This window comes from Dietzia sp. 111N12-1 (assembly GCF_001658045.1).
Taxonomy (GTDB): domain Bacteria; phylum Actinomycetota; class Actinomycetes; order Mycobacteriales; family Mycobacteriaceae; genus Dietzia; species Dietzia kunjamensis.
In genome coordinates this window covers 1-24,732 of record NZ_LSSV01000036.1, presented here as the reverse complement: position 1 = coordinate 24,732, position 24,732 = coordinate 1, and the positions used below count along the sequence as shown (strand labels likewise).

General features: G+C 71.6%; 25 protein-coding genes. 15 read left to right on the top strand and 10 right to left on the bottom strand.

Going from position 1 to position 24,732, the window contains the following annotated elements; translation table 11 throughout:
• Nucleotides 1-148 precede the first annotated feature (148 nt).
• From AYO52_RS09585 to AYO52_RS18880, 5 genes are all read left to right on the top strand, one after another.
• Nucleotides 149-1,117: an ABC transporter ATP-binding protein gene (locus tag AYO52_RS09585; protein ID WP_067716433.1), complete on the top strand. Its 969-nt coding sequence runs from the start codon at nucleotides 149-151 to the stop codon at nucleotides 1,115-1,117.
• Nucleotides 1,114-2,181, top strand: coding sequence for an ABC transporter ATP-binding protein (locus AYO52_RS09580; RefSeq protein WP_082923919.1), 1,068 nt, complete (start codon nucleotides 1,114-1,116; stop codon nucleotides 2,179-2,181). Before AYO52_RS09585 ends, AYO52_RS09580 begins: the two co-directional genes overlap by 4 nt.
• Nucleotides 2,178-3,782, top strand: a complete 1,605-nt coding sequence (locus tag AYO52_RS09575; RefSeq protein WP_067716430.1) for an ABC transporter substrate-binding protein — start codon at nucleotides 2,178-2,180, stop codon at nucleotides 3,780-3,782. The genes AYO52_RS09580 and AYO52_RS09575 overlap by 4 nt, the downstream gene beginning before the upstream one ends.
• Nucleotides 3,783-3,935: 153 nt before the next feature.
• Nucleotides 3,936-5,060, top strand: a complete 1,125-nt coding sequence (locus AYO52_RS09570; protein ID WP_253702046.1) for an ABC transporter substrate-binding protein — start codon at nucleotides 3,936-3,938, stop codon at nucleotides 5,058-5,060.
• 21 nt (nucleotides 5,061-5,081) lie between these two features.
• Nucleotides 5,082-5,537, top strand: coding sequence for a hypothetical protein (locus tag AYO52_RS18880; RefSeq protein WP_235027899.1), 456 nt, complete (start codon nucleotides 5,082-5,084; stop codon nucleotides 5,535-5,537).
• Between the two features lie 456 nt (nucleotides 5,538-5,993).
• Here the strand turns inward: AYO52_RS18880 and AYO52_RS09565 are convergent, their stop codons facing one another.
• The 4 genes from AYO52_RS09565 to AYO52_RS09550 form a co-directional block, all read right to left on the bottom strand.
• Entirely contained in the window at nucleotides 5,994-7,448 is a 1,455-nt protein-coding gene (locus AYO52_RS09565; protein WP_067716427.1) for an amidase, read from the bottom strand.
• A gap of 68 nt (nucleotides 7,449-7,516) precedes the next feature.
• Entirely contained in the window at nucleotides 7,517-8,356 is an 840-nt protein-coding gene (locus AYO52_RS09560; protein WP_082923918.1) for an SDR family NAD(P)-dependent oxidoreductase, read from the bottom strand.
• Between the two features lie 40 nt (nucleotides 8,357-8,396).
• Nucleotides 8,397-9,125 (bottom strand): sulfite exporter TauE/SafE family protein, encoded by a 729-nt coding sequence (locus tag AYO52_RS09555; RefSeq protein ID WP_067716424.1) that lies wholly within the window; start codon nucleotides 9,123-9,125, stop codon nucleotides 8,397-8,399.
• 37 nt (nucleotides 9,126-9,162) lie between these two features.
• Nucleotides 9,163-9,639, bottom strand: a complete 477-nt coding sequence (locus AYO52_RS09550) for a nuclear transport factor 2 family protein (protein ID WP_067716422.1) — start codon at nucleotides 9,637-9,639, stop codon at nucleotides 9,163-9,165.
• 79 nt (nucleotides 9,640-9,718) lie between these two features.
• Between AYO52_RS09550 and AYO52_RS09545 the strand changes: the two genes are divergently transcribed.
• Nucleotides 9,719-10,381 (top strand): TetR/AcrR family transcriptional regulator, encoded by a 663-nt coding sequence (locus tag AYO52_RS09545; RefSeq protein WP_082923917.1) that lies wholly within the window; start codon nucleotides 9,719-9,721, stop codon nucleotides 10,379-10,381.
• Nucleotides 10,382-10,398: 17 nt separating this feature from the next.
• On the opposite strand, the gene AYO52_RS09540 is transcribed toward AYO52_RS09545, so the two are convergent.
• A complete protein-coding gene (locus tag AYO52_RS09540) occupies nucleotides 10,399-11,979 on the bottom strand; it encodes a DUF4389 domain-containing protein (protein WP_253702044.1) in 1,581 nt (526 codons plus the stop codon).
• A 166-nt stretch (nucleotides 11,980-12,145) separates the two neighbouring features.
• Between AYO52_RS09540 and AYO52_RS09535 the strand changes: the two genes are divergently transcribed.
• Nucleotides 12,146-12,757 carry a 1-acyl-sn-glycerol-3-phosphate acyltransferase gene (locus AYO52_RS09535; protein WP_067716419.1) on the top strand — a complete coding sequence of 204 codons (612 nt, stop codon included), beginning with the start codon at nucleotides 12,146-12,148 and terminating at the stop codon, nucleotides 12,755-12,757.
• A 56-nt stretch (nucleotides 12,758-12,813) separates the two neighbouring features.
• Nucleotides 12,814-13,254: an alternative ribosome rescue aminoacyl-tRNA hydrolase ArfB gene (gene arfB / locus AYO52_RS09530; RefSeq protein ID WP_067716417.1), complete on the top strand. Its 441-nt coding sequence runs from the start codon at nucleotides 12,814-12,816 to the stop codon at nucleotides 13,252-13,254.
• Nucleotides 13,255-13,283: 29 nt separating this feature from the next.
• On the opposite strand, the gene AYO52_RS09525 is transcribed toward arfB, so the two are convergent.
• Nucleotides 13,284-14,552, bottom strand: coding sequence for a cytochrome P450 (locus tag AYO52_RS09525; protein WP_082923916.1), 1,269 nt, complete (start codon nucleotides 14,550-14,552; stop codon nucleotides 13,284-13,286).
• A gap of 57 nt (nucleotides 14,553-14,609) precedes the next feature.
• On the opposite strand from AYO52_RS09525, the gene AYO52_RS18285 reads away from it, so the two are divergent.
• From AYO52_RS18285 to AYO52_RS09510, 3 genes are all read left to right on the top strand, one after another.
• A complete protein-coding gene (locus AYO52_RS18285; protein WP_067716412.1) occupies nucleotides 14,610-15,272 on the top strand; it encodes a TetR/AcrR family transcriptional regulator in 663 nt (220 codons plus the stop codon).
• Between the two features lie 86 nt (nucleotides 15,273-15,358).
• Nucleotides 15,359-15,763, top strand: coding sequence for a four-helix bundle copper-binding protein (locus AYO52_RS09515; RefSeq protein WP_067716409.1), 405 nt, complete (start codon nucleotides 15,359-15,361; stop codon nucleotides 15,761-15,763).
• A 364-nt stretch (nucleotides 15,764-16,127) separates the two neighbouring features.
• A complete protein-coding gene (locus AYO52_RS09510; RefSeq protein WP_067716406.1) occupies nucleotides 16,128-16,628 on the top strand; it encodes a hypothetical protein in 501 nt (166 codons plus the stop codon).
• A gap of 46 nt (nucleotides 16,629-16,674) precedes the next feature.
• Here the strand turns inward: AYO52_RS09510 and AYO52_RS09505 are convergent, their stop codons facing one another.
• Both AYO52_RS09505 and AYO52_RS09500 read right to left on the bottom strand, forming a co-directional pair.
• Entirely contained in the window at nucleotides 16,675-16,863 is a 189-nt protein-coding gene (locus AYO52_RS09505; RefSeq protein WP_067716403.1) for a DUF6440 family protein, read from the bottom strand.
• A gap of 77 nt (nucleotides 16,864-16,940) precedes the next feature.
• Nucleotides 16,941-17,333, bottom strand: coding sequence for a hypothetical protein (locus AYO52_RS09500; RefSeq protein WP_067716401.1), 393 nt, complete (start codon nucleotides 17,331-17,333; stop codon nucleotides 16,941-16,943).
• Nucleotides 17,334-17,569: 236 nt separating this feature from the next.
• Here AYO52_RS09500 and AYO52_RS18875 point away from each other — a divergent pair, with 236 nt between their 5' ends.
• Nucleotides 17,570-18,106: a hypothetical protein gene (locus tag AYO52_RS18875; RefSeq protein WP_253702041.1), complete on the top strand. Its 537-nt coding sequence runs from the start codon at nucleotides 17,570-17,572 to the stop codon at nucleotides 18,104-18,106.
• Nucleotides 18,107-18,118: 12 nt separating this feature from the next.
• Here the strand turns inward: AYO52_RS18875 and AYO52_RS09490 are convergent, their stop codons facing one another.
• The gene (locus tag AYO52_RS09490) at nucleotides 18,119-18,772 is read right to left on the bottom strand and encodes a TetR-like C-terminal domain-containing protein (RefSeq protein WP_067716399.1); all 654 of its coding nucleotides are present in this window, start codon (nucleotides 18,770-18,772) and stop codon (nucleotides 18,119-18,121) included.
• Between the two features lie 94 nt (nucleotides 18,773-18,866).
• Between AYO52_RS09490 and AYO52_RS09485 the strand changes: the two genes are divergently transcribed.
• From AYO52_RS09485 to AYO52_RS09475, 3 genes are read left to right on the top strand one after another with little or no spacing between them, the layout of a single operon-like run.
• Nucleotides 18,867-19,997 (top strand): hypothetical protein, encoded by a 1,131-nt coding sequence (locus AYO52_RS09485; RefSeq protein ID WP_067716396.1) that lies wholly within the window; start codon nucleotides 18,867-18,869, stop codon nucleotides 19,995-19,997.
• A complete protein-coding gene (locus tag AYO52_RS09480; protein WP_067716394.1) occupies nucleotides 19,994-20,998 on the top strand; it encodes a TIGR03617 family F420-dependent LLM class oxidoreductase in 1,005 nt (334 codons plus the stop codon). The genes AYO52_RS09485 and AYO52_RS09480 overlap by 4 nt, the downstream gene beginning before the upstream one ends.
• Entirely contained in the window at nucleotides 20,995-23,493 is a 2,499-nt protein-coding gene (locus tag AYO52_RS09475; protein WP_067716391.1) for a PEP/pyruvate-binding domain-containing protein, read from the top strand. Before AYO52_RS09480 ends, AYO52_RS09475 begins: the two co-directional genes overlap by 4 nt.
• Before the next feature lie 43 nt (nucleotides 23,494-23,536).
• Here AYO52_RS09475 and AYO52_RS09470 read toward each other — a convergent pair.
• On the bottom strand, nucleotides 23,537-24,732 hold a 1,196-nt coding region (locus AYO52_RS09470; RefSeq protein WP_067716388.1), incomplete at its 5' end, for an HNH endonuclease.

Genomic DNA, 24,732 nt, shown 5'->3' with positions numbered 1-24,732 from the left:
CCGTCCGAGACACCAACCCCAGGAGGCAGCCATCGCCGCCGCAGCACCCAGCGGACACGGGCCTTCGGACCCCGACCTGCTGCTCGAGGTCCGGGACCTGCGCACCCACATCGACACCCCCGACGGTCGCATCACGCCCGTCGACGGGGTGAACATCTCCCTGCGCCGGGGCGAGACGATCGGCATCGTGGGCGAGTCCGGCTCGGGCAAGTCGATGCTCGTGCGGTCGATCATGGGCATCGCGCCAACCACCGCCCGCGTCGATCAGGGCTCCACGGTCCGCTTCGACGGCCGGGACGTCCTGTCCCTGTCCCAGCGCGAGGCGCAGAAGTTCTGGGGCCGCGAGATCGCCATGGTGTTCCAGGACCCGTTGACCTCGCTCAACCCGATCCGGACCATCGGGCGCCAGATCACCGACCCGCTGCGCCACCACCTGGGACTGAGCCGCCGCGAGGCCACCGACCACGCGGTCGAACTGCTGACCCGGGTGCGCATCCCCTCACCGCGCGCCCGGCTCTCCGAGTACCCGCACCAGCTCTCCGGCGGCATGCGCCAGCGGGTCGGCATCGCGATCGCCCTGTCCTGCTCGCCCAAGCTCCTCATCGCCGACGAGCCCACGACCGCGCTCGACGTGACGGTGCAGCACGAGATCCTCGACCTGCTGCACGGGCTGCAGGCCGATTCGGACATGGCGATGATCCTCGTCAGCCACGACCTCGCGGTGGTCTCGCAGCACACCGACAGGATCGGGGTCATGTACGCCGGACGGTTCCTCGAGGTGGGCGACACCCGGGCCCTGCTCGACGAGCCCGCACACCCGTACACCGGGGCGCTGCTGGACTCGATCCCGCGTCCCGACCTGCCGCCGCACACCCGGCTCACCGTGATCGAGGGTCGCCCGCCGAACCTGCGGGAGATGCCCGCCGGCTGCCGGTTCGCACCCCGCTGCCCGCGTGTGGCCGACGACTGCCTCGCCGTGGATCCGCCGCTCGAGGACCTGGCGACGGCACCCGACGTGACACCGCGGTTCGCCGCCCCCATCGCTGAAATCCACCGCGCCGCGTGCCATCACCCGCTCGTCCCCGCCACTTCCAGCACCACCAGCGAGGCATCATGACCGTCCCCTCCCCCCACCTCACCGGTTCGGCCGAGCCGGACGCCGCGGGCCCTCCGGCCGATGCCGACGTCGTCGTCGACGAGCACGGGGCCGACAAACTCGTCGTCGACCACGTGACCGTCGAGTACCACACCCGCAAGGGCACGGTCCACGCCGTCTCGGACGTCTCCCTCACGGTCCCCCGCGGCTCCACACTGGCCCTGGTCGGCGAGTCCGGCTGTGGAAAGTCCAGCCTCGGCCGGGCGATGCTGCAGCTGCCCCGCCCGAACTCCGGGCGCGTGATGGTCGACGACACGGACCTGTGCTCGCTGTCCGGAGCGGCCCTGACCCGGGCCCGCAAGATGATCCAGATGGTCTTCCAGGACCCCGTGTCCTCCCTCAACCCGCGCCGCAGGGTCCGCGACATCGTGGCCGAGGGCCTCGAGATCCAGGGCGTCGACGGTGGACGCGAGGAGATCCGTCGCCGCGTCGACGCCGCCCTCGAGGCCGTCGGACTCGACCCCGAGCACGCCGGCGGCCGCCGCCCGTCGGAGTTCTCCGGCGGGCAGTGCCAGCGCATCGCCCTGGCCCGCGCACTCGTCCTGGAGCCCGAGGTGCTGGTGTGCGACGAGCCGGTCTCGGCCCTCGACGTCTCCGTGCAGGCACAGATCCTCAACCTCCTCGAGGAGATGAAGGAGCGCTACCGCCTGACGATGATCTTCATCTCCCACGACCTGTCGGTGGTGCACAACATCGCCGACCGCGTGGCGGTGATGTACCTCGGCACCGTCTGCGAGGTCGCCGACACCGAGTCGCTGTACCGGGCCCCGGCCCACCCGTACACGATGCTCCTCATCTCGTCCGCGCCCACGCTCGGCGGCACGCTCGCCGACACGCTCGGCGAGGACTCCATCACCGCGACCAGCTCCGAGCTGCCCTCGCCCCTGAACCCCCCATCCGGATGCAGATTCCGAACCCGGTGCCCACTGGCCACCGACATCTGCGCCACCGAACGCCCCCCGTTGGTCGACATCGCACCCGGCCACCAGGTCGCGTGCCACCACCCTCTCCAGGAGAATCGATGAAGCGCACCACCAGCGCCATGGCCGTCCTCGCGGCCGCCGCCCTGACCCTGTCCGCCTGCGGCGGCGGGGAGGAGTCCACCTCCGCCTCCGGCGGCGCCGAGGGCCAGGCCCCCGACCAGTCCGAGCGCTGCACCGAGGATCTGGCGGGCGGCACGATCACCGTCGGCGAGTTCTCCATGCTCCCGTCCTTCGCGCCCGGCCAGGGCCAGTACGGCGTCCGCGGCGGCGCCCAGTCGGCGGCCGTCTACGACCGGCTGATGGTGTGGAACCCCGAGGCCGAGGAGTTCGAGCCCAAGCTCGCCGAGTCCCTCGAGGCCAACGACGACAACACCGTGTGGACCCTCACGCTCCGCGACGGCGTCACCTTCTCCAACGGCGACCCGCTCACCGCGGAGGACGTCGCGTTCACCGTCGGCCTGCACAAGGACCCCGCCACCCGCTCGGTCGCCATGACCGACGCGATGGAGATCACCGAGACCCGCGTGGTGGACCCGCTCACCGTCGAGTTCACGCTCGCCCGGCCGTGGTCCGGGTTCCCCGTCGCGCTCGCCGGCACCATCGGTGAGGTCATCCCCCAGAAGGCCTACGAGGCCGCCGACCCGCAGGACTGGGCCCGCAATCCGATCGGCGCCGGCGCGTTCACGGTCGCCAACTACATCCCCGACCAGGAGACCGTCCTGGAGCCCAACCCCGACTACTACGGCGGGCCCGTCTGCCCCACCCTGAAGTTCATCCGCATCCCCGGCTCCCAGGGCACCTACGACGCGTTCCAGACCGACGAGCTCCAGGTCGCCTTCCTGCGCGGCGCCAAGTTCCTGAACATGGCCACGTCCGATGACGTCCGCGGCTTCGAGGAGATCATCAGCTCCGGCTCGGTGATCAACATGAACTCCGGCAAGGCCGGCTACGACGGCATCCTCACCGACGTCCGCGCCCGCCAGGCCGTCGCCGCCGCCATGGACCGCGACCTGTGGAACCAGCGCCTGTACGACGGCGAGGGCCAGCCGACCTCCGCCCTGGTCGCCGAGTCCTCCCGCCTGTACGACGGCCAGGAGGGCCCGACGTACGACGTCGAGCGTGCGAAGGCGCTCGTGGAGGAGCTCAAGGCCGACCGCCCCGACTGGGACGGCGAGCTGCGCATGCTCATCTCCGACGGCCCCGAGAATATCGAGGCCGGCGTCGTGGCCAAGGCGCTGCTGGACGCGGCCGGGTTCAACGTCCAGATCGAGAACGCCCCGGTCTCCCAGGTCACCGCGCGTCAGTTCACCGGCGACTACGAGATCGTGATCGGCGGCCTGGCCACCTCGGACGCCGACCCGGCGTCCACGTTCGCCAGCGCGTTCACCCCGACCGGCGCGACCAACCTCACGGGCATCGACGACCCCGAGCTCACCGCCGCGGTCAACGAGCTCAAGGCCGCCGCGGACCTCGACGCCCAGAAGGAGGCGATGACCCGCCTGCAGGAGGTCTTCAACGAGGTGCAGCCGTTCACCGTGATGGCCAACGCCGAGCAGTACGTGGCCGTCTCCGACACGGTCGGCGGACTCACCCCGACCCTGTCCTCGACCGTCCTGTACGACGGGGCGTTCGTGAAGGAGTGATCACTCCCCCGCGGTCCTGACGGGCCGCCCCCGTACCACACAGACGTGCCCCGGGCTCCCGCCCACCGGTGAGAGCCCGGGGCATCTCTGTGCCGGAAACACCTATGAGCGGTGGGCCGACCGGCCCGCCGCCCCTCACGATCAGGAGAACAGATGACCCGCGCCACCAGCGCCCTGGCCGTCCTCGCCGCGACCACCCTCGCGCTCACCGCATGCGGAGGAGGCGGAGCCGATCCCACCGCCTCGGCCTCCGGCGCCACCGCCCCGGACCAGTCCGAGCGCTGCACCGCCGACCGCGTCGGCGGCACCATCACCATGGGCGAGTACGCGATGCTCCCCTCGTTCGCGCCCGGCCAGGGCCAGTTCGGTGTCCGCGGGGCCACCGAGTCCGCGGCCGTCTACGACCGCCTCATGCGGTGGAACCCCGAGGCTGCCGAGTTCGAGCCCAAGCTGGCCGAGTCGCTCGAGGCGAATGACGACAACACCGTATGGACGCTCACGCTCCGCGACCGCGTCACCTTCTCCAACGGCGATCCGCTCACCGCCGAGGACGTCGCGTTCACGATCGACCTCCACAAGGACCCGAAGAACGTCTCCAACGCGATGACCGACGCGATGCAGGTGGAGCAGGCCCGCGTGGTGGACCCGCTGACCGTCGAGTTCACGCTCACCGAGCCGTGGGCCGGCTTCCCGATCCTGCTGGCCGGGACCGCGGGCGAGGTAATCCCCAAGGACGCCTACGAGGCCGCGGACCCCGCCCAGTGGGCCCGCAATCCGATCGGTGCCGGCGCGTTCACGGTCTCCGAGTACATCCCGGACCAGGAGCTGGTGCTGGAGCCCAACCCGGACTACTACGGCGGTCCCGTCTGCCCCACCCTCGAGTTCATCCGTATCCCCGGCTCCCAGGGCACCTACGAGGCGTTCCAGACCGGCGAGGTCCAGGTCGGGTTCCTGCGGGGCGCCAAGACCGTCACCGCCGCCCAGGACGCCGGCGACCGGGGTTTCGAGACCATCACCAGCGCCGGCTCCATCGTCAACCTCAACGCCGGTAACGCCGGATACGACGGCGTCCTCACCGACGAGCGGGCCCGTCAGGCGTTCGCCATGGCGCTCGACCGGGAGCTCATCGATCAGCGCCTCACCGGCGGTCTCGGCCAGCCCACGTCCGCCATCATCGCGGAGTCCTCACGCTTCTACGACGGGCAGCAGGGCCCCGAGTTCGACGTCGAGCAGGCCACCGCTCTCATCGACGAGGTCAAGGCCGACCGTCCGGACTGAAACGGCGAGCTCACCCTGCTCGTGGCGGACAGCCCGGAGAACATGGAGTCCGGCGTGGCGGTGAAGGCGCTGCTCGACGCGGCGGGCTTCAACGTCACCATCCAGAGCCAGCCGGTCGCGCAGGTCGTGGCCCGCCAGTTCACCGGCGACTACGAGGCCGTCATCGGCGGGCTGTCCCCCTCGGACGCCGACCCGGCCTCCACCTTCGCCAGCGCCATGACCCCCGGTGGCTCACTCAACATCCCGGGCGTCGACGACCCCGAGCTCACGAAGGCCGTGACCGCGTTCAAGGCCGCCGGCGACCTCGAGGCGCAGAAGGCCGCGGCGACCGACCTGCAGGAGGTCTACAACCGGGTCGTGCCGTTCGCCGTGATGGCCAATGCGCAGGAGTACGTGGTGGTCGACGACTCCGTCAAGGGCGTCTCGCCGAGTCTCTACTCCACGATGTTCTTCGACGGGGCGTTCGTCCAGGAGTAATCGCGCGGCCCGCCCGCCTCTCGAACACCGACGGCCCCGGATCCCGGAGACATCTCCACGGGATCCGGGGCCGTCGGCTGTCCGGGGTGGCGCGAGGCGGGGTGGGGCGGGCGGGCCAGGCGGACAGCAGCCTCGCCGCTCACAGCCGCGCCGCTCACAGCCGCGCCCCAACGTGGCGTCTCGCGCGCACCGCGGGGTGGGCGAGACGCCACGGCCAGGAGCGGCTGGTGAGATCCCGTGCATTTCCGGGAGCGAGACGCCATGCCAGGGGGCGGCTGCGCCGAAATGGGCGCACTGCGGCGAACGCGAGAAGCCAACCCCGAGCGCGGGAAGCCAACACCGAGCGCGAGACGCCAGGCGCGGGAGCAGATGCCAAGCGTGCCGGGAGCCCAGGAACCCAGGAGCCCAGAAGCCCCGGACGCGGGCCAGCTCAGGCCACTCGTCTGGCCGGGCCCGTCACCACCCGTCGTACCCCGGCGCCACGGTGGCCCACGGCGCGGCCGCCTCGAGCTGCCCGCACAGCCGCAGCAGCAGGTCCTCCCGGGCGTAGTCGGCGACCAGCTGCAGGCCCATGGGCAACCCGCGGTCGTCCGCGGCCAGCGGCAGGGAGATGGCCGGCTGCCCGGAGAGGTTGAACATGCTCGTGCACACCGAGAACGCCGAGGACCGCGTCCACATCGCCTCCGGGTCGGTCGGGTCGAGGTAGCCCAGCTCCGGGGTGGTGGAGGGCAGCGTCGGCAGCATCAGCACGTCCACGCCACCTGGCCCGAACAGTTCGGCCACGCGCCAGCCGGTCCGGGTGGCGGTCTGCAGGGCCCGCGCGACGTCGGGCGCGGAGTGGGTCATGGCGTTGTCGAGGATCACCCGGGTCCAGGGCTCGATGTCGTCGTCGTCGAGGTCTCTTCCCAGTGCGGCGAGGCGCGCGTCGATGGTCGCCCGCAGCTGGGCGCCCATGATGGCGCCGACGGCCGACATCCCCTCGAGCACATCGACGTCCAACTCCACCTCGCGCACGTCGTGGCCGAGCCCGGCGAGCAGCTCGGCGGTGTGATCGACCGCGGCACTGCAGGCGGGGTCGGTGGGGAACGGTCCGGGCGCGACACGCAGCATCCCCACGCGCAGGCGGCCGGGGTCGGCGCCGACCTCGTCGAGGAAGGGCCGCGGCGGCGTGGGGGCCCCGTAGGCGTCGCCGGGGCGGTGGCCGGCAACGGCGTCGAGCAGCGCGGCGCTGTCGCGGACGGTCGTCGTCAGAGCGTGGTGGTAGGACAGGGGCGACGACAGGGCGTCGGGGTGCGGCCACGTGGGCACGCGGCCGCGGCTGGGCTTGAGTCCCACGAGCCCGCACATCGCGGCGGGGATGCGGATGGACCCGCCGCCGTCGGTGCCGTGGGCGACCGGGACCATGCCCGCGGCCACGGCCGCCGCCGATCCGCCGCTCGACCCGCCCGTGGAGTGCGCGGTGTCCCACGGGTTGCGGCACGGCCCGTGCAGGAGCGATTCGGTGGTGGTGGTCTTGCCCATCTCGGGCACGTTGGTCGTGCCGAGCACCACCATCCCGGCGGCCTTGTAGCGCTGGACCACGGTGCTGTCCACGTCGGCCACGACGTCGGCGAACAGCCGTGAGCCGTCGGCGGCGGGCAGGCCGGCCACGTCGGTGCCGAGGGCTTTGATGACGATCGGCACGCCGCGCAGCGGGCCGTCGGGCAACCCGGCCTCGACCTCGGCGCGCGCGGCGTCGAAGCGCGTGGCGACCATCGCGTTCAGCTGCGGGTCGAGGGCCTCGATGCGCGCGATGGCGTCCTCGAGCACCTCGGCGGCGGTGGTGGCGCCGGAGGCGATGTCGGCGGCCAGGGCGAGCGCGTCGCGGCCGGGGGTGTCGGTGCCGCCGGTGGCGGCGGGGGTGTCGGTCATTGCGGGGGCCTCTCGGTGCGGGGCGTCAGGCGACGGCGGTGGGTCGGGGGGCGACGACGACGACGAGGTCAGCCCCAGCGGGACTGGCCGCCGTCCAACGGGATGGTCGCACCGCTCAGATACGAGGCCTCGCCGGAGCACAGCCAGGCGACGGGGCGGCCGATGTCGGCGAGGGGGTCGCCCACCCGGCCGGCGGGTATGCCCGCGACGAACTCGGCGGCCTCCTCCGGGTTGTTCTCCATCCACCAGTCGAGCCCGGGGCTGTGGGCGTGCGGGGCCACGTTGAGCGCGCGGATCCCCTCGGCGGCCCACTCGTAGGCGGCGGCGCGGGTGAGGGCGCGGACGGCTTCCTTCACTGCGGAATAGATGCCGTAGTTGGCGGCGTCCCAGCGCACGGCGGCGGAGGTGACGAGGTTGATGACCGTGCCGCCTCCGCGCTTGGCCATCTCAGGCCGGGCGAGCTTCATCAGGGTCAGCGAGACGCGGGGGCCGCCCTCGAAGGCCTTGCGGAAGTCGTCGTCCGGGTAGTCGGACAGCGGCAGGGGCATGGCCATGTTGGCGTTGTTGACGAGGATGTCCACCCCGCCGAGGCGCTCTACGGCTGTGGCGATGATCTGTTCCGGTGCACCGTCGGTGACGATGTCGGCGGCGAGGCACTCGGCGGTGCCGCCGGCGGAGCGGATCTCCTCGGCGACGCGTTCGAGCTTGTGCATCCTGCGACCGACCAGCAGGACCGCCGCGCCTGATTCGGCGAGGCCGAGCGAGATGCCGCGGCCGACGCCCTGTCCTCCGCCGGTGACGATCGCGGCCTTGCCGGCCAGGCGGTTGTCGCGGTCGGCGCCGGACTGTGCGGCCGCGCCCGGCTGGTCGGTGCCCGCCCCGGGCGTGTTCTGGGTGTTCTCGGTCATGGGGTCCTCCGTGGTTGATCGGGATCTCGGTGGGCGGCGATCACGCCGTGATGATGGTGACGAGGCCGGCGACCACCACGAGGGCGATCACCGACGAGCGGAACACGTGGGTCGGCAGTCGTGTGGCGATCGCGATGCCGAGCTGGTTGAACGCCACTCCGACGACGACACAGGCCGCGAGCATGGGCGTCAGTTCCCGCAGGTCGACGTCCGTGCCCGCCCACAACAACGCCAGGGACACGATGCTGGTGACGACGAAGTAACCGGCGAGGTCGGCAATGAAGCTCAGTGGGGGCAGCCTGGCGCGGCTGAGCAGCAGCACCACGGGCGGCCCGTTGAGTGAGGTGGTGGTGGAGAAGTAGCCGCCGATAGCGCCTGTGACCGCGGTGAGCCGGGCCGACGGCGGGCGCGCGACGCGTGCGGTCGGAAGTGCCATGGCCAGCCCACACAGGATGGTGATGACCCCCGCCGCCGGTTTGAGGTGCTCTTCGGGCAGCATGCTCACGGTCTGCACGCCCAGCCAGGCACCCGGGAGGCTCGCCCCGCCGAGGATGGCGACGCGTCGCCACTCGATGTGCTGGCGGAGTTGGTAGGTGACGCCCACCCTCGTCACCAGCGCCACCACGAGATTGACCACGACCGTCTCGGTCAGGCCGATGCCCGCCATGAGCATGAACGGGGTCGCCATGAGCGACGTGCCGAATCCGGTCATCCCTCCTATGACCGAGGCCACTGCCACGCACCCGGCCGCGACCCAGATCAGCTCCATGACGGTCCGTCCGACCCCCTACCGGTGCCCGGTGCTGCTACTCGGCGCTCGACGGTGCGAGGTGGTTGTCGTTGAGCTGGAAGCTGGGCACGTCCTTGAGGTTGATCATCGCCTCGTAGGTGCGCTTGTAGCCGGTCTTCGTGATCATCCAGCGCCCGTCGATGCGGGCGTAGGTGTCGGAGTAGAACGCACTGCCGAAGATCATCGTGTCGAAGGCGGGGACGATCACCCGGTCCTGCAGGTACCAGCGGCCGGTGGCGGTGTCGCCGTCGACCTCGATCTCGGGGTGGTGGGCCTGGTGCTCGGTGATGACGTCGTTCGTCATCTGACCCTGCAGTCCGGAGACCACCTCGTCGCGGCCGGTGTAGGACAGGCGCTTACCGTAGGACGCGGTGACGTCGGGCGCGAGCGTCTGGGCGAGCTCGTCCCACAGCCGCAGGTCGACGCAGCGGAGGTAGCGGTACTTGAGTGACTTGATGGCGTCGATGTCGTCGCGGCGGTCGGGAGTGCTCATCGCTGGCCTTTCGCAGGGGGTCGGGGCGCGCGTGTCGCGCGCACAGCAGCGACTGTAGTCAATTGTGTACAGTTCGGGAATGGAAACCGGGAAGAATGCCGTCGGAGGCGCGCCAGGCGCCCCGAACGGGGACGGCAGCAGTGGCGACGACAACCGTGGCGACGACGACAACGCGGGCAGCCCGTCCCCCACACGCCCGACCGGCCGCGACGAGGTCCGCTCGGCGGTCATGCGGGAGGCCCGCAGGTTGCTGTCCGATCGCGGTCCGAACGTCCCGCTGCGCGATATCGCCGACGCGGCGCAGGTCAATCTCGGCCTGATCCACCGGCACATCGGGCGCAAGGACGCGCTGCTCACCGAGGTGATGCAGGATGCGGTGCGTTACGGTGCCGCCCGCCTGGAGGACCTCGACGACGCCGGTGAGGCCGCGCGCGGGATGTTGCTGGGAGCCTCGTCGCATCCGGAGATCAGCCGGTTGCTCGCGTGGCTGGCCCTGGACCGCGAGGCGGCGTTCCCGCCGATGCTCGACCCGTCGCAGCGTCCGGCGGCCGCGTTGCGGCGGATGACCTCTCCCCCGCCCGCCGGCGACGTCGAGCTGCTGCTGGTCTTCACCGCCGTGTACGCCTGGCCCGTGCTCCGGGGCGCGCTGCTCGACGCGCTGGACATCCCCGAGGCCGATCGCGAGGGCATCGACGAGCGGCTGGCGGATCTGCTGGCCCGCGTCATCACCGGCGACCGCTGAGGCCCCCGCGCGGCCCCTCAGCGGTAGGCAGGCCCGTCGGGTGTGGCGTACTCGGCGGGTGTGGCGTGCTCGGCGGCGGGTGCCGGTTCGGTCGGCCCCTGGTCGAGGCGGAACGGCGGGTACTCGTCGCGCAGCAGCAGAACGTACGACGCGACCCGGTAGACCCAGCGGTTGAGGCCGACGTTCAGTGCGAACAGGCCCGGCAGGTAGCGCCCGGTGAACAGCAGGCCGATCGCGGCGATCAGCACCAGGAGTCCCAGCAGGGTGAAGCCGACGCTGATGCCGTCGTTGTCGGTCGAGGCGTCGACCGCCGCCGCGCCACTGCCGGTGATGATGCCGACGATCAGCAGGTGCGGGATCACCAGTAGCCACCACTTGACCAGCACGAGACCCCGCGACAGACGTTCGGGGTAGACGACGTCCAGATCGGCGGGGTAGTCCGCCCGGCCCAGCGCGAAGGGCGGGTACCGGTCGGTGCCCAGGGCGGCGTAGGCGTAGAAGCCGACCCGCCAGTGCCACCGCATCGCGCCCACGATGAAGGAGAACCACGAGCGCGGGTAGCGGCCGGTGAACAGGATCGCCAGGCCCGCGGCCACCGTGACCACGACCGCGGCGAAGCCCAGGACCGCCAGCACGATGTAGTGCGGAATGGCCAGCGCCCACTTGATCAGCCACAGTGCGCGGGAGACGCCCGGATCCAGATGGCCGGTCAGCCGCAGCGGATCGGGGCCGGTCAACCTGCCCGTGACATCGGCACCCGCAGCGTCAGCGACGCCCGGATGTCGACGCTCGACGTCGCGACCCAGCCCGGCGGCACCGAGCAGGATCAGCGGGATCCCGAGCACCAGACCGACGATCCCGGCGATCAGCGTGGCCGGGTTCGCGAATCCTAACAACTCGGTGTGGGCCCCCGCCTGCACGTCCACCCACACCGGGCGGCTGCCGTCGCTGTTCATCACGACGATCACCCAGTTTCCGGACTGCAGATCCACATTGAGGGTCTGCTGGGTGGAGCCGGTGACGGAACGCTCCCAGAACCGCTCGTCGGCGGGAGGGCCCGGCACTCGCGTCCCGGGGACCTCGTCGACGTCGTCATTCGAGCCTGATCGGCCGGTCCAGTCCGAGGCGTCCATGCCATAGCCGTCGGCCCACGGGTCGGTGCCGAACACGGCGTGGGGCACGTCCCGGAGATACTCGTCGACGGCATCGGCGGGCGCCATGCCGAGGAACACCCGTTGTCCCGGGACGACGGGGGTGGCGCGGACCCGGACGCTGATCAGGTCCTCGAGATCGACTGCGCCCGAGGAGGCGGCCTGCTCCCCGTCCAGGTCGAGGGTGAACGGGGCCGTGATGATCGCGTTGCCGACCGAGCGGAACTGCTCGGTCTCGGTGTACGCATACCGCCCGTCCCGCTGTGAGGCCTCTGCTGCGGCGAGCAGGATGCCGGCCGCCGTGAGTCCCAGGCCCAGCGCCGTGAGCAGCACCCCGGCGACGAGCATGATCCAGTTGAGTGGACGGGTCCCCTGCCCGGATCTGGGCGGGGCCGTCGAGCCGGGGTTCGGATCGGAGTGGGACGGAGCGGGTTGCGGAGCACCCATAGCGGTTCCTCAGGAGTAGGTGACACGACACTCGTCTGGATCGACGATGCCGTCGTAAAGATGACTATATCGTTATATTCGCAGTGTAACTGCGTCGATTGTGTGTTGATTTCCCGTCCGGCCTCGACCCCCTCCGCCGCACGCGGCGGTGGCCTAGGGTGACGGGGTGATCCGCCGCCTCGTCTCCCGCGCCTTCTGGTTCTTCAGCCGTTGGGAGTTGTCGACCCGACCGGCTCCGGATCGACCCACGGTGCTCTTGGGCGCACCGCACACGTCCAACTGGGATTTCGTGTTCATGCTCGGTATCGCCTGGCGACTGGGCATCGACATGCACTGGCTCGGCAAGGCCAGCCTCTTCACCGGGTGGCGCCGGCCGATCATGCGGGCGCTCGGTGGGGTTCCGGTCGATCGGGCGAACCCCGCCCGGGTCGTCGAGGACGTGGTCGGGCAGGTCCACGCGGGCGAGACGTTCGGCCTGGTCGTCGCCCCGGACGGCACCCGCGGCGGGCACACGCACTGGAAGTCGGGTTTCTACCGGATCGCCCGCGAAACCGGCATGCCGGTGACGCTGGGCTACGTCGATCGCAGCACCATGACGACCGGGCTCGGCCCGACGATCGATCTGACCGGCGACGTGGCCGCGGACATGGACAGGATCCGTGCCTTCTACGCGGACAAGGCCGGGTTCCATCCCTCAAAGCGGGTCGAGCCCCGTCTGGTCGACGAGCGCCGGGCGGCGGGCACGGATGCCGAGTTGCCGCAGGAGCAGCTCGACTGACGTCCGGACTGCTGTCGGGTTCCCGGCCGCGCTCGTCGGTGCGGGATACTGGCTCCATGGACGGCCTGCGCGTGACTCCGGGGCCCGGCGCGCCCCGTGGCCTCACGGTGCCGGCGGGAGACCTGGTCGAGCGCTTCTCGAGGTCGTCGGGCCCCGGCGGCCAGCACGTCAATACCGCCGATTCGCGCGTGCAGCTGAGCATCGACCTGGGCACCACGACGGCGTTGGACGAGGTCCAGCGCGAACGGGCCCTGCTCACCCTCGCCCCGAAACTGTCCGGCACGGTCCTCACCGTCAGCGTGGAGGAGAACAGGTCGCAGCGGCGCAACCGGGCGACGGCACGCCAGCGCCTCGGAGAGCTGTTGCGTGAAGCGGTGGCGCCGCCGGTCGCCAGGCGTGCGACCCGACCCACTCGCGGTTCGCAGCGGCGACGTGTCCAGCATGAACGCCGCCGGGCCGAGATCAAGCGCAATCGGAGGCGGCCCGAACACGACTGATGCCCAGCCGTAGGTTAGGTCAGGTCAGGTCAGGCCAGGCCCGTCGCGGGGAGCGAGACGAACCCCCGGGTGAACGGCGAGAGCGCCCGAACCGCCGAGTCCCGGTCGACCCCGACCGTCGGGTGCGCGGCGTAGAGCTCCTCCACCGCGATGCGTGCCTGGAGCCGCGCGAAGTGCGAGCCGATGCAGAAGTGCGGGCCGCGGGCGAACCCGAGGTGCCCGCTGATCTCGCGCGTGATGTCGAGCTGCCCGGCGGTGGGACCGAACTCGCGCTCGTCGCGGTTGGCCGAGCCGTAGAGCATCATCACCTTCTCCCCCGCCGGGATCGTCGTCCCTCCGACGGTCACCTCGCGGGTGGTCGTCCGCGCGAGCGCCTGCACGCTCGACTCGAAGCGCAGGCACTCCGAGAGCGCGCCGGGGATCAGCCCGGGGTCGGCCGCGAGCATCTCGCGCTGCCGCGGATGGGAGTCGAGCAGCGCGACGGTGTGCGAGATGAGGTTGCCGGTGGTGTCGTTGCCGCCGGCGACGATGACGAAGCAGAAGCCGAGGATGTCCCAGTCGTCCAGCCGCTCGCCCTCGATCTCGGCCTGAGCCAGAGCGGAGATGAGGTCGTCACCCGGGTGGGCCCTCCGCTCGGCGGTGAGTTCACCGAAGTAGGCGAACATCTCCGCCACCGCGTCCACCGCCCCGCCCTCGAGGCCGGCCGGGCAGAATCCCTCCTCCTGCAGGGTCGTCAGCGCACTGACCCACGGGCCGAACAGCGGGCGGTCCGCTGTCGGCAGGTCGAACAGGTGGGCCAGCACGAACGTTGGGATCTGCGCACTGAAGTCGCGGTGGAGATCGACCACCTCGTCGTCGTCGTACCTCTCGGCCATCTCTGCCAGCCGCCCACGGACGAAGTCGCGGATCTGCGGCTCGGTGGCGGCGACGCGCTTCGGGGAGAACGCCTTGGCCAGCAGCCGCCGCTTCCCGGAGTGCTCGGGCGGGTCCATCATGACGATGGTCGGGGCCAGCCCCAGCTTCTCGATCTCGTCGCGGTAGAAGGTCAGCCCGCTGGCGGAGGAGAACGTCCCGGGATCGCACACGGCGGCGTCGACGTCGGCGTAGCGGCACAGTGCCCAGAAGTCGGGGTGGGCGGTGGTGCCGTCGCCGCGGTGATGGTGCACCGGATCGGTCTCGCGCAGCAGCCGGTAGCCCGGGTAGGGGTCGGCGAGGTGCGCGGGGTCGAACGGGTCGAACGTGGGGGCCGTCGCCGGCTGCTGGGTCATGGCGGGCTGAGGCATGGCGCGCGGGGTCATGGCGCCATTTAACACGGACTGTTAAACAATGGGAAGGGCCCCTCTAGACTCGGGGACGTGCCCCGCCCCACCACCCCGCGCTCCACTACCCCCCGCCCCACCACACCCCGCGCCACGGCCACCCGGGACGCCCTCTACCTCGCCGGGCTGCGCCGCTTCGCCTCGGACGGCTGGCGGACGGCACGGGTCCGCGACATCGTCGCCGATGCCGGCCAGGGCAACGACTCCGCGATCAATTACCACTTCGGCGGCCGCGCGGGACTGCTCCGGGAGGTCCTGGACCGCGGCGTCCTGCGGATGGAGGCCGAGCGACGCGCGGACCTGCGAACGTGGGCGTCGTCGCCGCCCGACCTCGCCGAGATCGTGCGGGCGGTGGTGTCCCCGTTGGCGGACCTGTTGGACGACGACGAGGGCCGCTGGACGCTCCGGGTGATCGGCCAGATGGGAGCACTCGCGGAGGTGGGCCGGACGGTCAACACCGGACCGGTCGCGGACACCGCACTGCAGGATCAGCTGGAGATGCTGGTCGCGGCCGCGACGGCGGCGTGCGGCCCGGACCTGGCCCGCCACCGGGTCCGGCAGTTCATCGTCATGCTCACCGCGGAACTCGCGGCGCGGGCCTGCGATCCCCCGGAGGTCGGTCCCCCGCACGGCACCTATGTGGCGGACCTGATCGACGGGTTCGCGGGAGGGCTCGCGCGGCCTGCGCCCCGCCCCTGAAGGACACCTCCGAGCCCGCCCACCAGGCGTTATATCGTCTTGATCTCAGACCTTGCGCCACCGGGCGGCATCAGTAGCGTAGAGGAATGAGCACTTCCGAGATGATCACGTCCCATCCGAATCCGACCGACGGCCTCGACGTGGACCTGCTCGCCGAGGCCATCGACGCGGCCGCGTCCTGCGCCACCACCTGCACGTCGTGCGCCGACGCGTGCCTCGCCGAGGAGTCCGTCGCCGACCTGCGCGACTGCATCCGCACCGACCTCGACTGCGCGGATGTCTGCGCCGCCACCGCCGCCCTGCTGAGCCGCCGAACCGGCAGCAACCTCGAGGTCGTCAAGGCGCAGCTGACGGCGTGCCGGACGGCCTGCGCCGCCTGCGCCGACGACTGCGAGCAGCACGCCGAGATGCACGAGCACTGCAAGCACTGCGCCCGGGCCTGCCGGCGCTGCGAGAAGGCCTGCGCCGACCTGCTCGCCGCGATCGGCTGAGCTCACGATCAACAGCGCCCCCGGGTGGCAGCCGCGCGAGCCGTCTGGACCGGCGGTCACTTCCAGCCTCCCTGTTCGCAGGCCACGTCATCCGAGATCGTGAAGTAACGCTTACCAAACTCTCGGCGATGGTACTGCTGGGAGAAGGGGTGGTGAGTGTCTCCCGCAGTCGCACAGAGCCGATCCGCGGCGGTGCCTTGCCGAGGGAGACACGATGGTCGGCTTCAGGCGGTCCAGACACGGAGATCGCCGCCCTGTCGGAGACAACGCCGCCACCCGGCAGACCCCTTCCCCGGCTCACGGCACCACAAAAGGCGCTCCGCGCCCGGCCTCCCCTCCGGGGCTCGGCTGGGCCGTCCTGGGTGTGGCGCTCCTCCTCGGCCTGTTCTTCCTGGTGCCGCTGGGCCTGGAACGATCGGCTGCGGTCGTCCCGACCACATCCGCCGACCCCGTCCCGCAGACTCCCGGTCCACAGACCTGGGTCCTGTCGTCGACCGTCGCCGTTCCGGGCCCGAACACCGGTGACTCCGAGGCCGATCGCGACCCGAAGGGCGCCCGCGCCACCGGAGACGACAGGGGCGGCGACGACGACGGCGACGGCGACGATTCGGCGTCCGTGATCATCCGGGTCCCCGCCGCCGACCCGACCCCTGAACCCGGGGCCGTTTCGGCGACCACCACGGCGCATTCCGCCGCGCCGCCGGGCGGGTCCTCGCTGATGTCCGCGACCGCGCCCGCGACCGTGCCGACGTGTCCGCAGCCCACCCCGACCGGGCTCGCGCCGAGGCTCGCGGAGAAGCTGGGTGCAGATCTCGGTTCGACCTCCGGCACCGGCGGCGGCACCGGCGGGGCGTGCGCGGGCTGACCTGCAGCGTCGCCCCCGGCTGCAGAGTCTCCCCGGCTGCGGAGAACTAGAGCCCGTACTCGATCAGCGGCTTGCCCTGGGCGTCGACGAGCACGGTGAGCCCGCCCCCGCTCCCACCGGCCGAGCGCCACAGGTAGCAGACGCCGGTGCGGGTGTCGCGCAGGATCTCCGCGGTCCCGCCGAACCCCATCGACTCGGAATGGATCTTCTCGAAACGCTTGTCCTTTTTCGCCATGCGCCCATCGTGGCACCGGCGGGGTGTGCCGGACAAAGGTACGACGACGACGAGGTCACCCCGCCCCGGGATCCGATTCAGGAGTCGATGTGGCGGAACAGTCCGCGGGTGGCCTCGGCGACGGCCCGGTCCGGAGCACGGAGTTCGAACGGGATGGCGAGGTGGGGCTCGTTGTCGCGGGTGCGCACCCGGGCCTCAGTGGTCTGCGGGCGTCTGCGACCGCCGATCAGGTGAACGGCAACAACCATTCCCGCGAACACCATGACGGTGAACAGGGCGGGCAGCATCCAGGTGGTGCGGGACATCAGTGCGGCTCCGGCGGCGAGTTCGGCGGATGCGACGGCGGTGTTCAACGACGACCCGATCGTCAGCAGTCCCGTCCCCAAGGCGAGGGTCGCGGCGGTGAGGCCGAGGCCGACGAGGGCGACCGTCGTGATCGTGCTGCGGCGACGTGCGGGGACCGTGCTCATGATGGATCTCCTGTCTGGGCGTCTATACAGGATTCGGAGGCCCCCGCATTCCGGATGGGTGGCGGACCGGAATGTTCCCGAGATTCACACTGCCGCCCCTCGGAATCACACCGCGGCCCCTCAGGGTGACCCGGATCCGACCCTGAGATCGGCCCTGACCGGTGTCAACGGGGCGGTGTCGGGGGTTATGTTGGAGGGCGTCCCATCCCGCCAGCGACCCCTCGAATCGAGCCAGCATGAACGAGCAGCACGCGCGGCGACCGGACGGGCCGTGGTCCGAGGACTGGCTCGACCGGTCCGAGACGCCGGGGCAGGCCAACCCCACCGAGCAGTTCCCCACCGAGCAGTTCCCCACGGCGCAGTTCCCGCCCGCCGAGCAGCCTGAGCCCCAGCGCTACGAACCCCAGCGCTTCGCCCACCCGCACCAGCCGGCCCAGCCGTACGCGCGACCGCCCGAGCCGCTGGCCCACGAGGGTGGGTTCCCGTACGGCATGCCGCCCGCCGCGCCCTACGGTCCGACCGCCCCGTATGGCCCCGGCCAGCAGTTCGGGTACGCCGATCAGTACATCCCGCAGCACCTGCACGTGGCGCCGCACCAGTTCCCTCAGGGCCCCTACCCGCCCCAGTTCGGTTATCCGCCGATGCAGCAGACGGTGTACGTGCACGGCGGGCAGGTCAGGCGCGTCAACCACGCCCTGCACCTGATCCTCACGCTGCTGACCTTCGGGTTGTGGCTGCCGGTCTGGATCATCCTGGCGATCGCGGGTTCCTGACCGGCCCCCGCCTCAGCCGCCCGCCTGCCACCGCCCGGTGATGAGCGCGGTCAGCTCTTCGACCCACTCGTCGTCCAGCGCGGCGTCAGGGCTCACCAGCAGCCGGAAGATCGCGGCGCCCGCGACGACCTCCGCCAGCACGGGCAGGTGGTCGTCGCTCCGGCGGGCCCGACCGAAGCGCGATTCGAAAGCTGGCAGGTTTCCGGCGAGCCGGGCGATCATCCGGGCATGCAGGTCGGGATCGGCCACGGTGTCGGCGATGAGGCCGGGCAGGGCCACGCGCACCTCGGGCCGGTCGAACAGCACGCGGACGGTCTCCACCAGCGCGCGGATGTCGGCCTGCGGATCCCCGACAGCGGCATCAGCCCCGCCTGCGCTGCTCGCCGCGCCGCCCGCGCCATCGGGTAACTCGAACGCCGGGATCACCTCCGCCTCGAGCACCGCCTCGTGGACGAGCTGCGCCTTGCTCGACCAGCGGCGATACAGCGCGGCGGTGGTCGTGCCGGCGCGCGCCGCGATGGCAGACAGCGTCAGCGCCGGGTAGCCGGTCTCGAGGACGAGCTCGCGGGTGGCGGTGATGATCGCGGCGTCGATCCGGCCGTCGCGCGGCCGCCCGGGCGCGGACTTCGCTGATCCGCCGCGCGCGGTGTCGCCGTCTGCTGTCATGGTCTCACCCTAGTTCCGATACGCCGCACATCGTATTCCCGCCGCCGACGCGAGACCGCGAGACGCCGCCACCCAGCACCCCACGGAGAGCCCCGTGCACCTGAGTCCGCTCGACGAGTTCCCCATCCACCAGACGCCCGCGCCGCTGACGTGGCCGGCCACCTCGGACCGCAACTTCTACGACCGCTCCTACTTCAACGTGTTGGATCGCGAGGGCCGCTTCATGGTGCTCACCGGGATCGGCTACTACCCGCGCCTGGGCGTGGAGGACGCGTACTTCGTGGTCCGCCGCGGCGACACGCAGACCGCGGTGCGGATGAGCGACGCCATCGACGACGACCGCCTCAACCCCCACGTCGGCGGGTACCGGCTGGAGGTGATCGAGCCACTGCGGGAGATCCGGCTGACCCTCGAGCGAACGGAGGGCATCGCCGCGGACCTGACGTGGCGCGGCCTGTTCCCCGCCGCGCTGGAGGACCCGCACTCCATGCTCACCGACCGGCGGGTGACGCTCCAGGCCAGCCGGTTCGCGCAGGTCGGCTCGCGGGAGGGGTGGATCGAGGTCGACGACGACAAGATGGAGGTCACCCACTCCTCGTCGGTCGCCGCCCGGGACCGCTCGTGGGGTATCCGCCCGGTGGGCGAGGCCGAACCGGCCGGCAGGCCCGACACGGCCTTCCGGGGCATGTGGTGGTTGTATCTCCCGCTGGCGTTCGACGACTTCCAGCTGTTCCTCATCCTGCAGGAGGACCCCGACGGCCACCGCAGCCTCTACGACTGCACCCGCCGCTGGGCCGACGGCCGGGTCGAGCAGCTCGACGGCGTGCGCGTGGCGGTCGAGTACACGCCCGGCACCCGAATCCCGACGGGCGTGCGGGTGGAGTTCATGAACCGCGCGGGTGAGCGGATCCGGCTCGAGGTGGAGTCCCGGCTGTACGCCCCGATCGCGTTCGGCTCCGGCTACGGCGGCGACTCCACGTGGGCCCACGGCAGCTGGAAGGGCGAGAACTTCACCGACCGCGTGACCTTTGATCTGACGGACCCGCAGGTCATGGCCGGGGCGGCGTTCAGTCTCATCGACCACGTGGGCCACGCGGTGTGCACCGAGGCCGACGGCACCCGACGCGAGGGCGCGGGCCTGTTCGAGCACGGGGTGATCGGCCCGCATCACCCCTCGGGGTTCTCGGACTGGACCGACGGCGCGGACGCTGGGGCGCGCGCATGAAGGTCATGACCGCCCTGTTCAGCCCGACCGACGCGGTCCGGCGCGCCGAGGAGCTCAGGGAGGCGGGCGCGTCCGGGGTGTTCACCTTCGAGGGCCCGCACGACGTGTTCACCCCGCTCGTGCTGGCCTCGCAGGTCGGCGGCCTGGACCTGATGTCCAACGTGGCGATCGCCTTCCCGCGGAACCCCATCCAGCTGGCGCACCAGGCCCACGATCTGCAGACGCTCAGCGAGGGCCGGTTCATCCTGGGCCTGGGCACGCAGATCCGGGCGCAGATCGAGAAGCGCTACGGCACCGGGTTCGACCGGCCCGTCGAGCGGATGAAGGACCTCGTGGGCGCCCTGCGGGCGATCTTCCATACATGGGCCACGGGCGAGCGACTGGACTTCCGCGGCGAGTTCTACCGCCACACCCTCATGACCCCGACGTTCGTGCCGCCGCCCACCCCGTACGGCCCGCCGCCCATCTACCTCGGTGCGCTCGGCCCGCGACTGACGCGCGCGGCCGCCGAGGTCGCCGACGGGCTGCTCGTGATGCCGTTCGGCACCACCCGGTTCCTCCACGAGCACACGATGCCAAGGGTTCGGGCGGGCCTGGCGGCCGCCGGGCGGAGCGAGGAGGAGTTCGAGGTGGTGCCCGAGGTGATCGTGTCCGTGACGGACGACAGGAGCGACGACGACGACCACATGTCCACCCGCCGCCTGTTGGCGTTCTACGGCTCGACGCCCGCCTACAAACCGGTGTTGGATGCCCACGGCTGGGGCGATCTGCAGCCCGAGCTGAACGCCATGAGCAAGCAGGGGCGGTGGCAGGAGATGACCTCGCTCATCAGCGACGAGATCCTGCACACGATCGCCGCGTGCGGTTCCCCGGCCGAGGTCGCCGCCCACGTCCGCGACCGCGTGAACGGCGTCGGCGACCGCGTGTGCCTGTACCAGACCGGGCCGATCGCCACCGATGCGCTCGCGCAGATCGTCGACGAGTTGGCGGGCCGGCCATGAACACCGTCGAGTTCGAGCAGGTCACCGACGACAGCTACGGCGGTAAAGCCGCAGGTCTGGCCGAGCTCATCCGACTGGGCCTGGACGTACCGCCGGGGTTCGTCATCGCCGACGCGGGGGGCGACCTCGTCGTCGTCGACACTCCGTCCGACACCACCGTCCCAGCCCACACCACCGTCCCAGCCGACACCGCCGCCCGGTGGTACCGGCGTATGGCCGACGCGGGCGCGACCCTCGTCGCGGTGCGGTCCTCGGCGGCCGGGGAGGACGGCGCGCACCAGTCGTTCGCCGGGCAGTACGACACCGTGCTGGGCGTGGACTCGGCCGAGGCACTGGCCGAGGCGGTGCGGACGTGCGTGGCGTCGGCGGCCTCGGGGCGCGCGACGGCCTACCGCGGCGCGGGGCCCGACTCCCCCGCCGCCGACTCCCCCGCCACCATGCACCTGGTGGTCCAGCAGATGGTCGACGCGCGGGCGGCCGGCGTGGTGTTCACCGCCGACCCCACCACGGGGCGGCGCGACCTCATGGTGATCGACGCCGTCGCCGGGCTGGGCGAGTCCCTGGTCGACGGCACTGCCTCCCCCGACCACCTGGTCCTCGACACCGCCGGCGGCGTGGCGGCGCGCGAGGTCGGCGAGCGCCCGGTGCTCCTCGGCGAGGACATCGCGGTGATCCGCTCCGGCGCACTGACCGCCGAGCGGCACTGGGGCAGGCCGATGGATCTGGAGTGGGCGATCGACCGGCAGGGGCGGCTGTGGTGGCTGCAGGCGCGGCCCGTCACCACGCTGCCCGCGGACCTGGGCGGGATGGATTCGACACTCGCCGGCAGCGACCACGTGTACACGCGCTGCAACATCGGCGAGATGATGCCGGGGGCGTATTGCCCGCTCACCGCGTCGGTGTCGGGGTACGCGATCGACCACGCCTTGCAGTTGATCCAGGTGGTCGCCCGCGCGCAGCCGAGTTATGAGCAACCTTGGCTGCAGGTGGGCTACTTCTCCGGGCACATGTTCCTCAACCTCACCGAGGGCACCGCGCTGAGCTCGGGACTGCTGGGCAATTCGCTGGAGCAGTTCTCCACGTCGATCTGCGGGCGGGTGGTCGACGAGCTCGTGCCCAAGCCGCCGCAGCCGTTCCCGCGGCGACTCGGTAATACGGTTCGACTGTCGACGTTCGCCCTCACCGCGGGCCCGGCCGTGCGGGGTCTGGGCGAGCAGATCGGCGCGTTCGAGGTCCCCACCGGCTGTGACCCTCTACGGATGTGGCGGCAGCTCGAGGACGGGATGCGGCTGTACTGCGAGGTGAGGTTGACGCACGTGCGGTCCTCGTCGCGGGCGGCGGTCGCGGCCAACGTGCTGGAGAGCGTGCTCATGCGGCAGGCCGTCGCCGCGGGCGGCACCGAGGACGACGGCCGCGCCGAGGCCTCCCGGCTCATGGCCGGCGCCGCGGATGTGGAGAGTGCGCTCATGCTGGCCGAGCTCGAGTCGGTGGTGCGGTTCTTGGCCGCCGACTCCGGCGCCGCCGAGCGGTTTCTCGGCGCGGATCCCGGCGCGGCGGTGGAGGCGGTGCTCGCCTCGGCCGACGGGTGGGGCGTCGCGCTGCGGCGGTTCCTGTCACGCCATGGCCATCGCGGGTATCGCGAGCTGTGCATGCGAGACGCGTCGTGGGCCGACGATCCCGAGGGGTTGGGCGCGATCATGCAGGTCATGGTGCGGTCCACGCTCGAACGGGGTGGGCGGGCGTCCGAGACCGCGGCGGTCCCGGAGCCGGAGTCACGCGCGATCCGCCAGCTGGCGCGGTGGGCCCGGGCCGGGGCGCGGGGCCGCGAGGAGACCAAGTCCAAGATGGCGCTGATGGCGCACTCCTTGAAGCGCGGTTATCGGCATCTGGGCGAGGTGCTCTCGGCGTCCGGGCGGCTGCCCGATGCGGATCTGGTGTTCTTCTTCGACCGGCCCGAGCTGGCGCGGATCGTCGGCGCGCCGGACCCGGTGACCGGCGGACTCGGGAGCCACGGCCCGAACGGCAGCGTGTCGGCCTCCCCGGAGGAGCTGGTCGCGCAGGCTGTCGAGCGCCGGAAGGCGCTGGCGTTCCAGGACGCGCTCGAGTTCCCGGACGTGTCGGTGGGTCGGCCGACTGCGTTGATCGCCCGGCCGCCCCGCGAGGCTGCGGGCGGCGACATCGTGGGCCGTCCGGCGAGCCGCGGAACGGTGGAGGGCGTGGTGCGGGTGGCCCGGTCGATCGTCGATGCCCGGGAGGTGCAGCCCGGTGAGATCCTGGTCGCGCCCGTGACGGACGTGGGCTGGACTCCGTATTTCACGGTGATCGCGGCGCTGGTCACTGATATCGGCAGTGCTGTCTCTCACGGCGCGGTGGTCGCCCGCGAGTACGGCCTGCCATGCGTGGTCAACACCATCGATGCCACCCGAACGCTGCGCACCGGCGACCGCGTCCGAGTGGACGGCGACCGCGGCGTGGTGACTCGACTGGAGGGGTGAGGGCCCGGCACCCAGCTACTGCGCCGCAAACTGCGCGGTCAGGTCAGAACGGTGGTGGGTCGATGAGTTCGTCGAGGCGTTCGTGGAGTAGGGCGCGGATGCCTTTTTCGATGTCGCTGTGGTGGGGCTTGTTGCGGGCCCACCAGCGGCTGGCGCTCTCAGGGGTGGCGCTGGCGGGGGTGGCGGCGTCTGTGCATGTGCCGGTCCCGGTGGCCTTGCCGGTCCTGGCGCCCGTGCCAGCCCCAGGGGCGGGTGGGGCGGGGTCAAAGGTGCGGGCGCTTTCGGCCTTGCGGCGTTCGGTGCGGTGGCGGGCCGCGCGGCGCGACCAGAACGTCGGCTCCGCGTCGGCCTTCTCGTCACCGGTGGGCCCGGGGCTGCGGCGTTGCTGCCGGGTCCACGCCTCGGTCTCGGCGCGGGCCTGTTCACGCCGGTACTCGGCCAGTGGGCCGGAGGGTCGGGTGAGCATGGTCGAACCGTCCGGGGTGCGCACCAGCAGGGTGCCGTCGGGCTGCAGGTCGTAGATCCAGTCGGAGAAGGTCTTGAACCGGTGATGACGCCGGCACATCGCGGCGAGGTTGCCCTCGATGGTGTGCCCGCCCCGCTGGGGGTCGGCGTGATCGAACGGCACCACATGATCCAGATCACAGGCCTCGGCCGGGATCGCGCAGCCGGGGTGGCGGCAGGTGCCGTCCCGTAGCCGGATCCGGCGCGCGAGTTCGGCGCTGGGCCGGTACTGCAGGGCGGCGCGGGCGTCGTCGGCGGCCCCGATGCGCGGGTCGATGGGTTCGAAGGTGGCTCCGTCGCTGGTAGCGAGCATGTCGAGCAGGGCCTGCAGAGCGGCCTGGCCGGAGCGGGTGAACTCCACTCGGGCGCCGCCGGCGTCGCGGGCGGTGTTGCCGGTGGCGATGACGGTGACCTTCGGCCGCAACGCCACCCCGGCACCCGGCGCGCCGGGCCGGCCGGGGCGGGTGGGGGTGCCGGCTAGGCCGGGATCGCCGCACACCAGGGACATCAGGGCGTCGGCGCGACGCTCGGCGATCGAGTAATCCTCGACCTCGCCAGAGCCGCCAGCGCCGCCGGCGCCGGGGTTGGCGGTGTCGGCTTGGGTGTTGGCGGCGGCTTGGGCGTCGGCGTACTTGTGGTCTTTCACGCGTTGGTCGAGGGCCTCGGCCAGGACGGCGGCTTCCTCGGTGGCCAGGATCGCCGACACACTCGACATGCCGTCGACGCCCTTGTGGA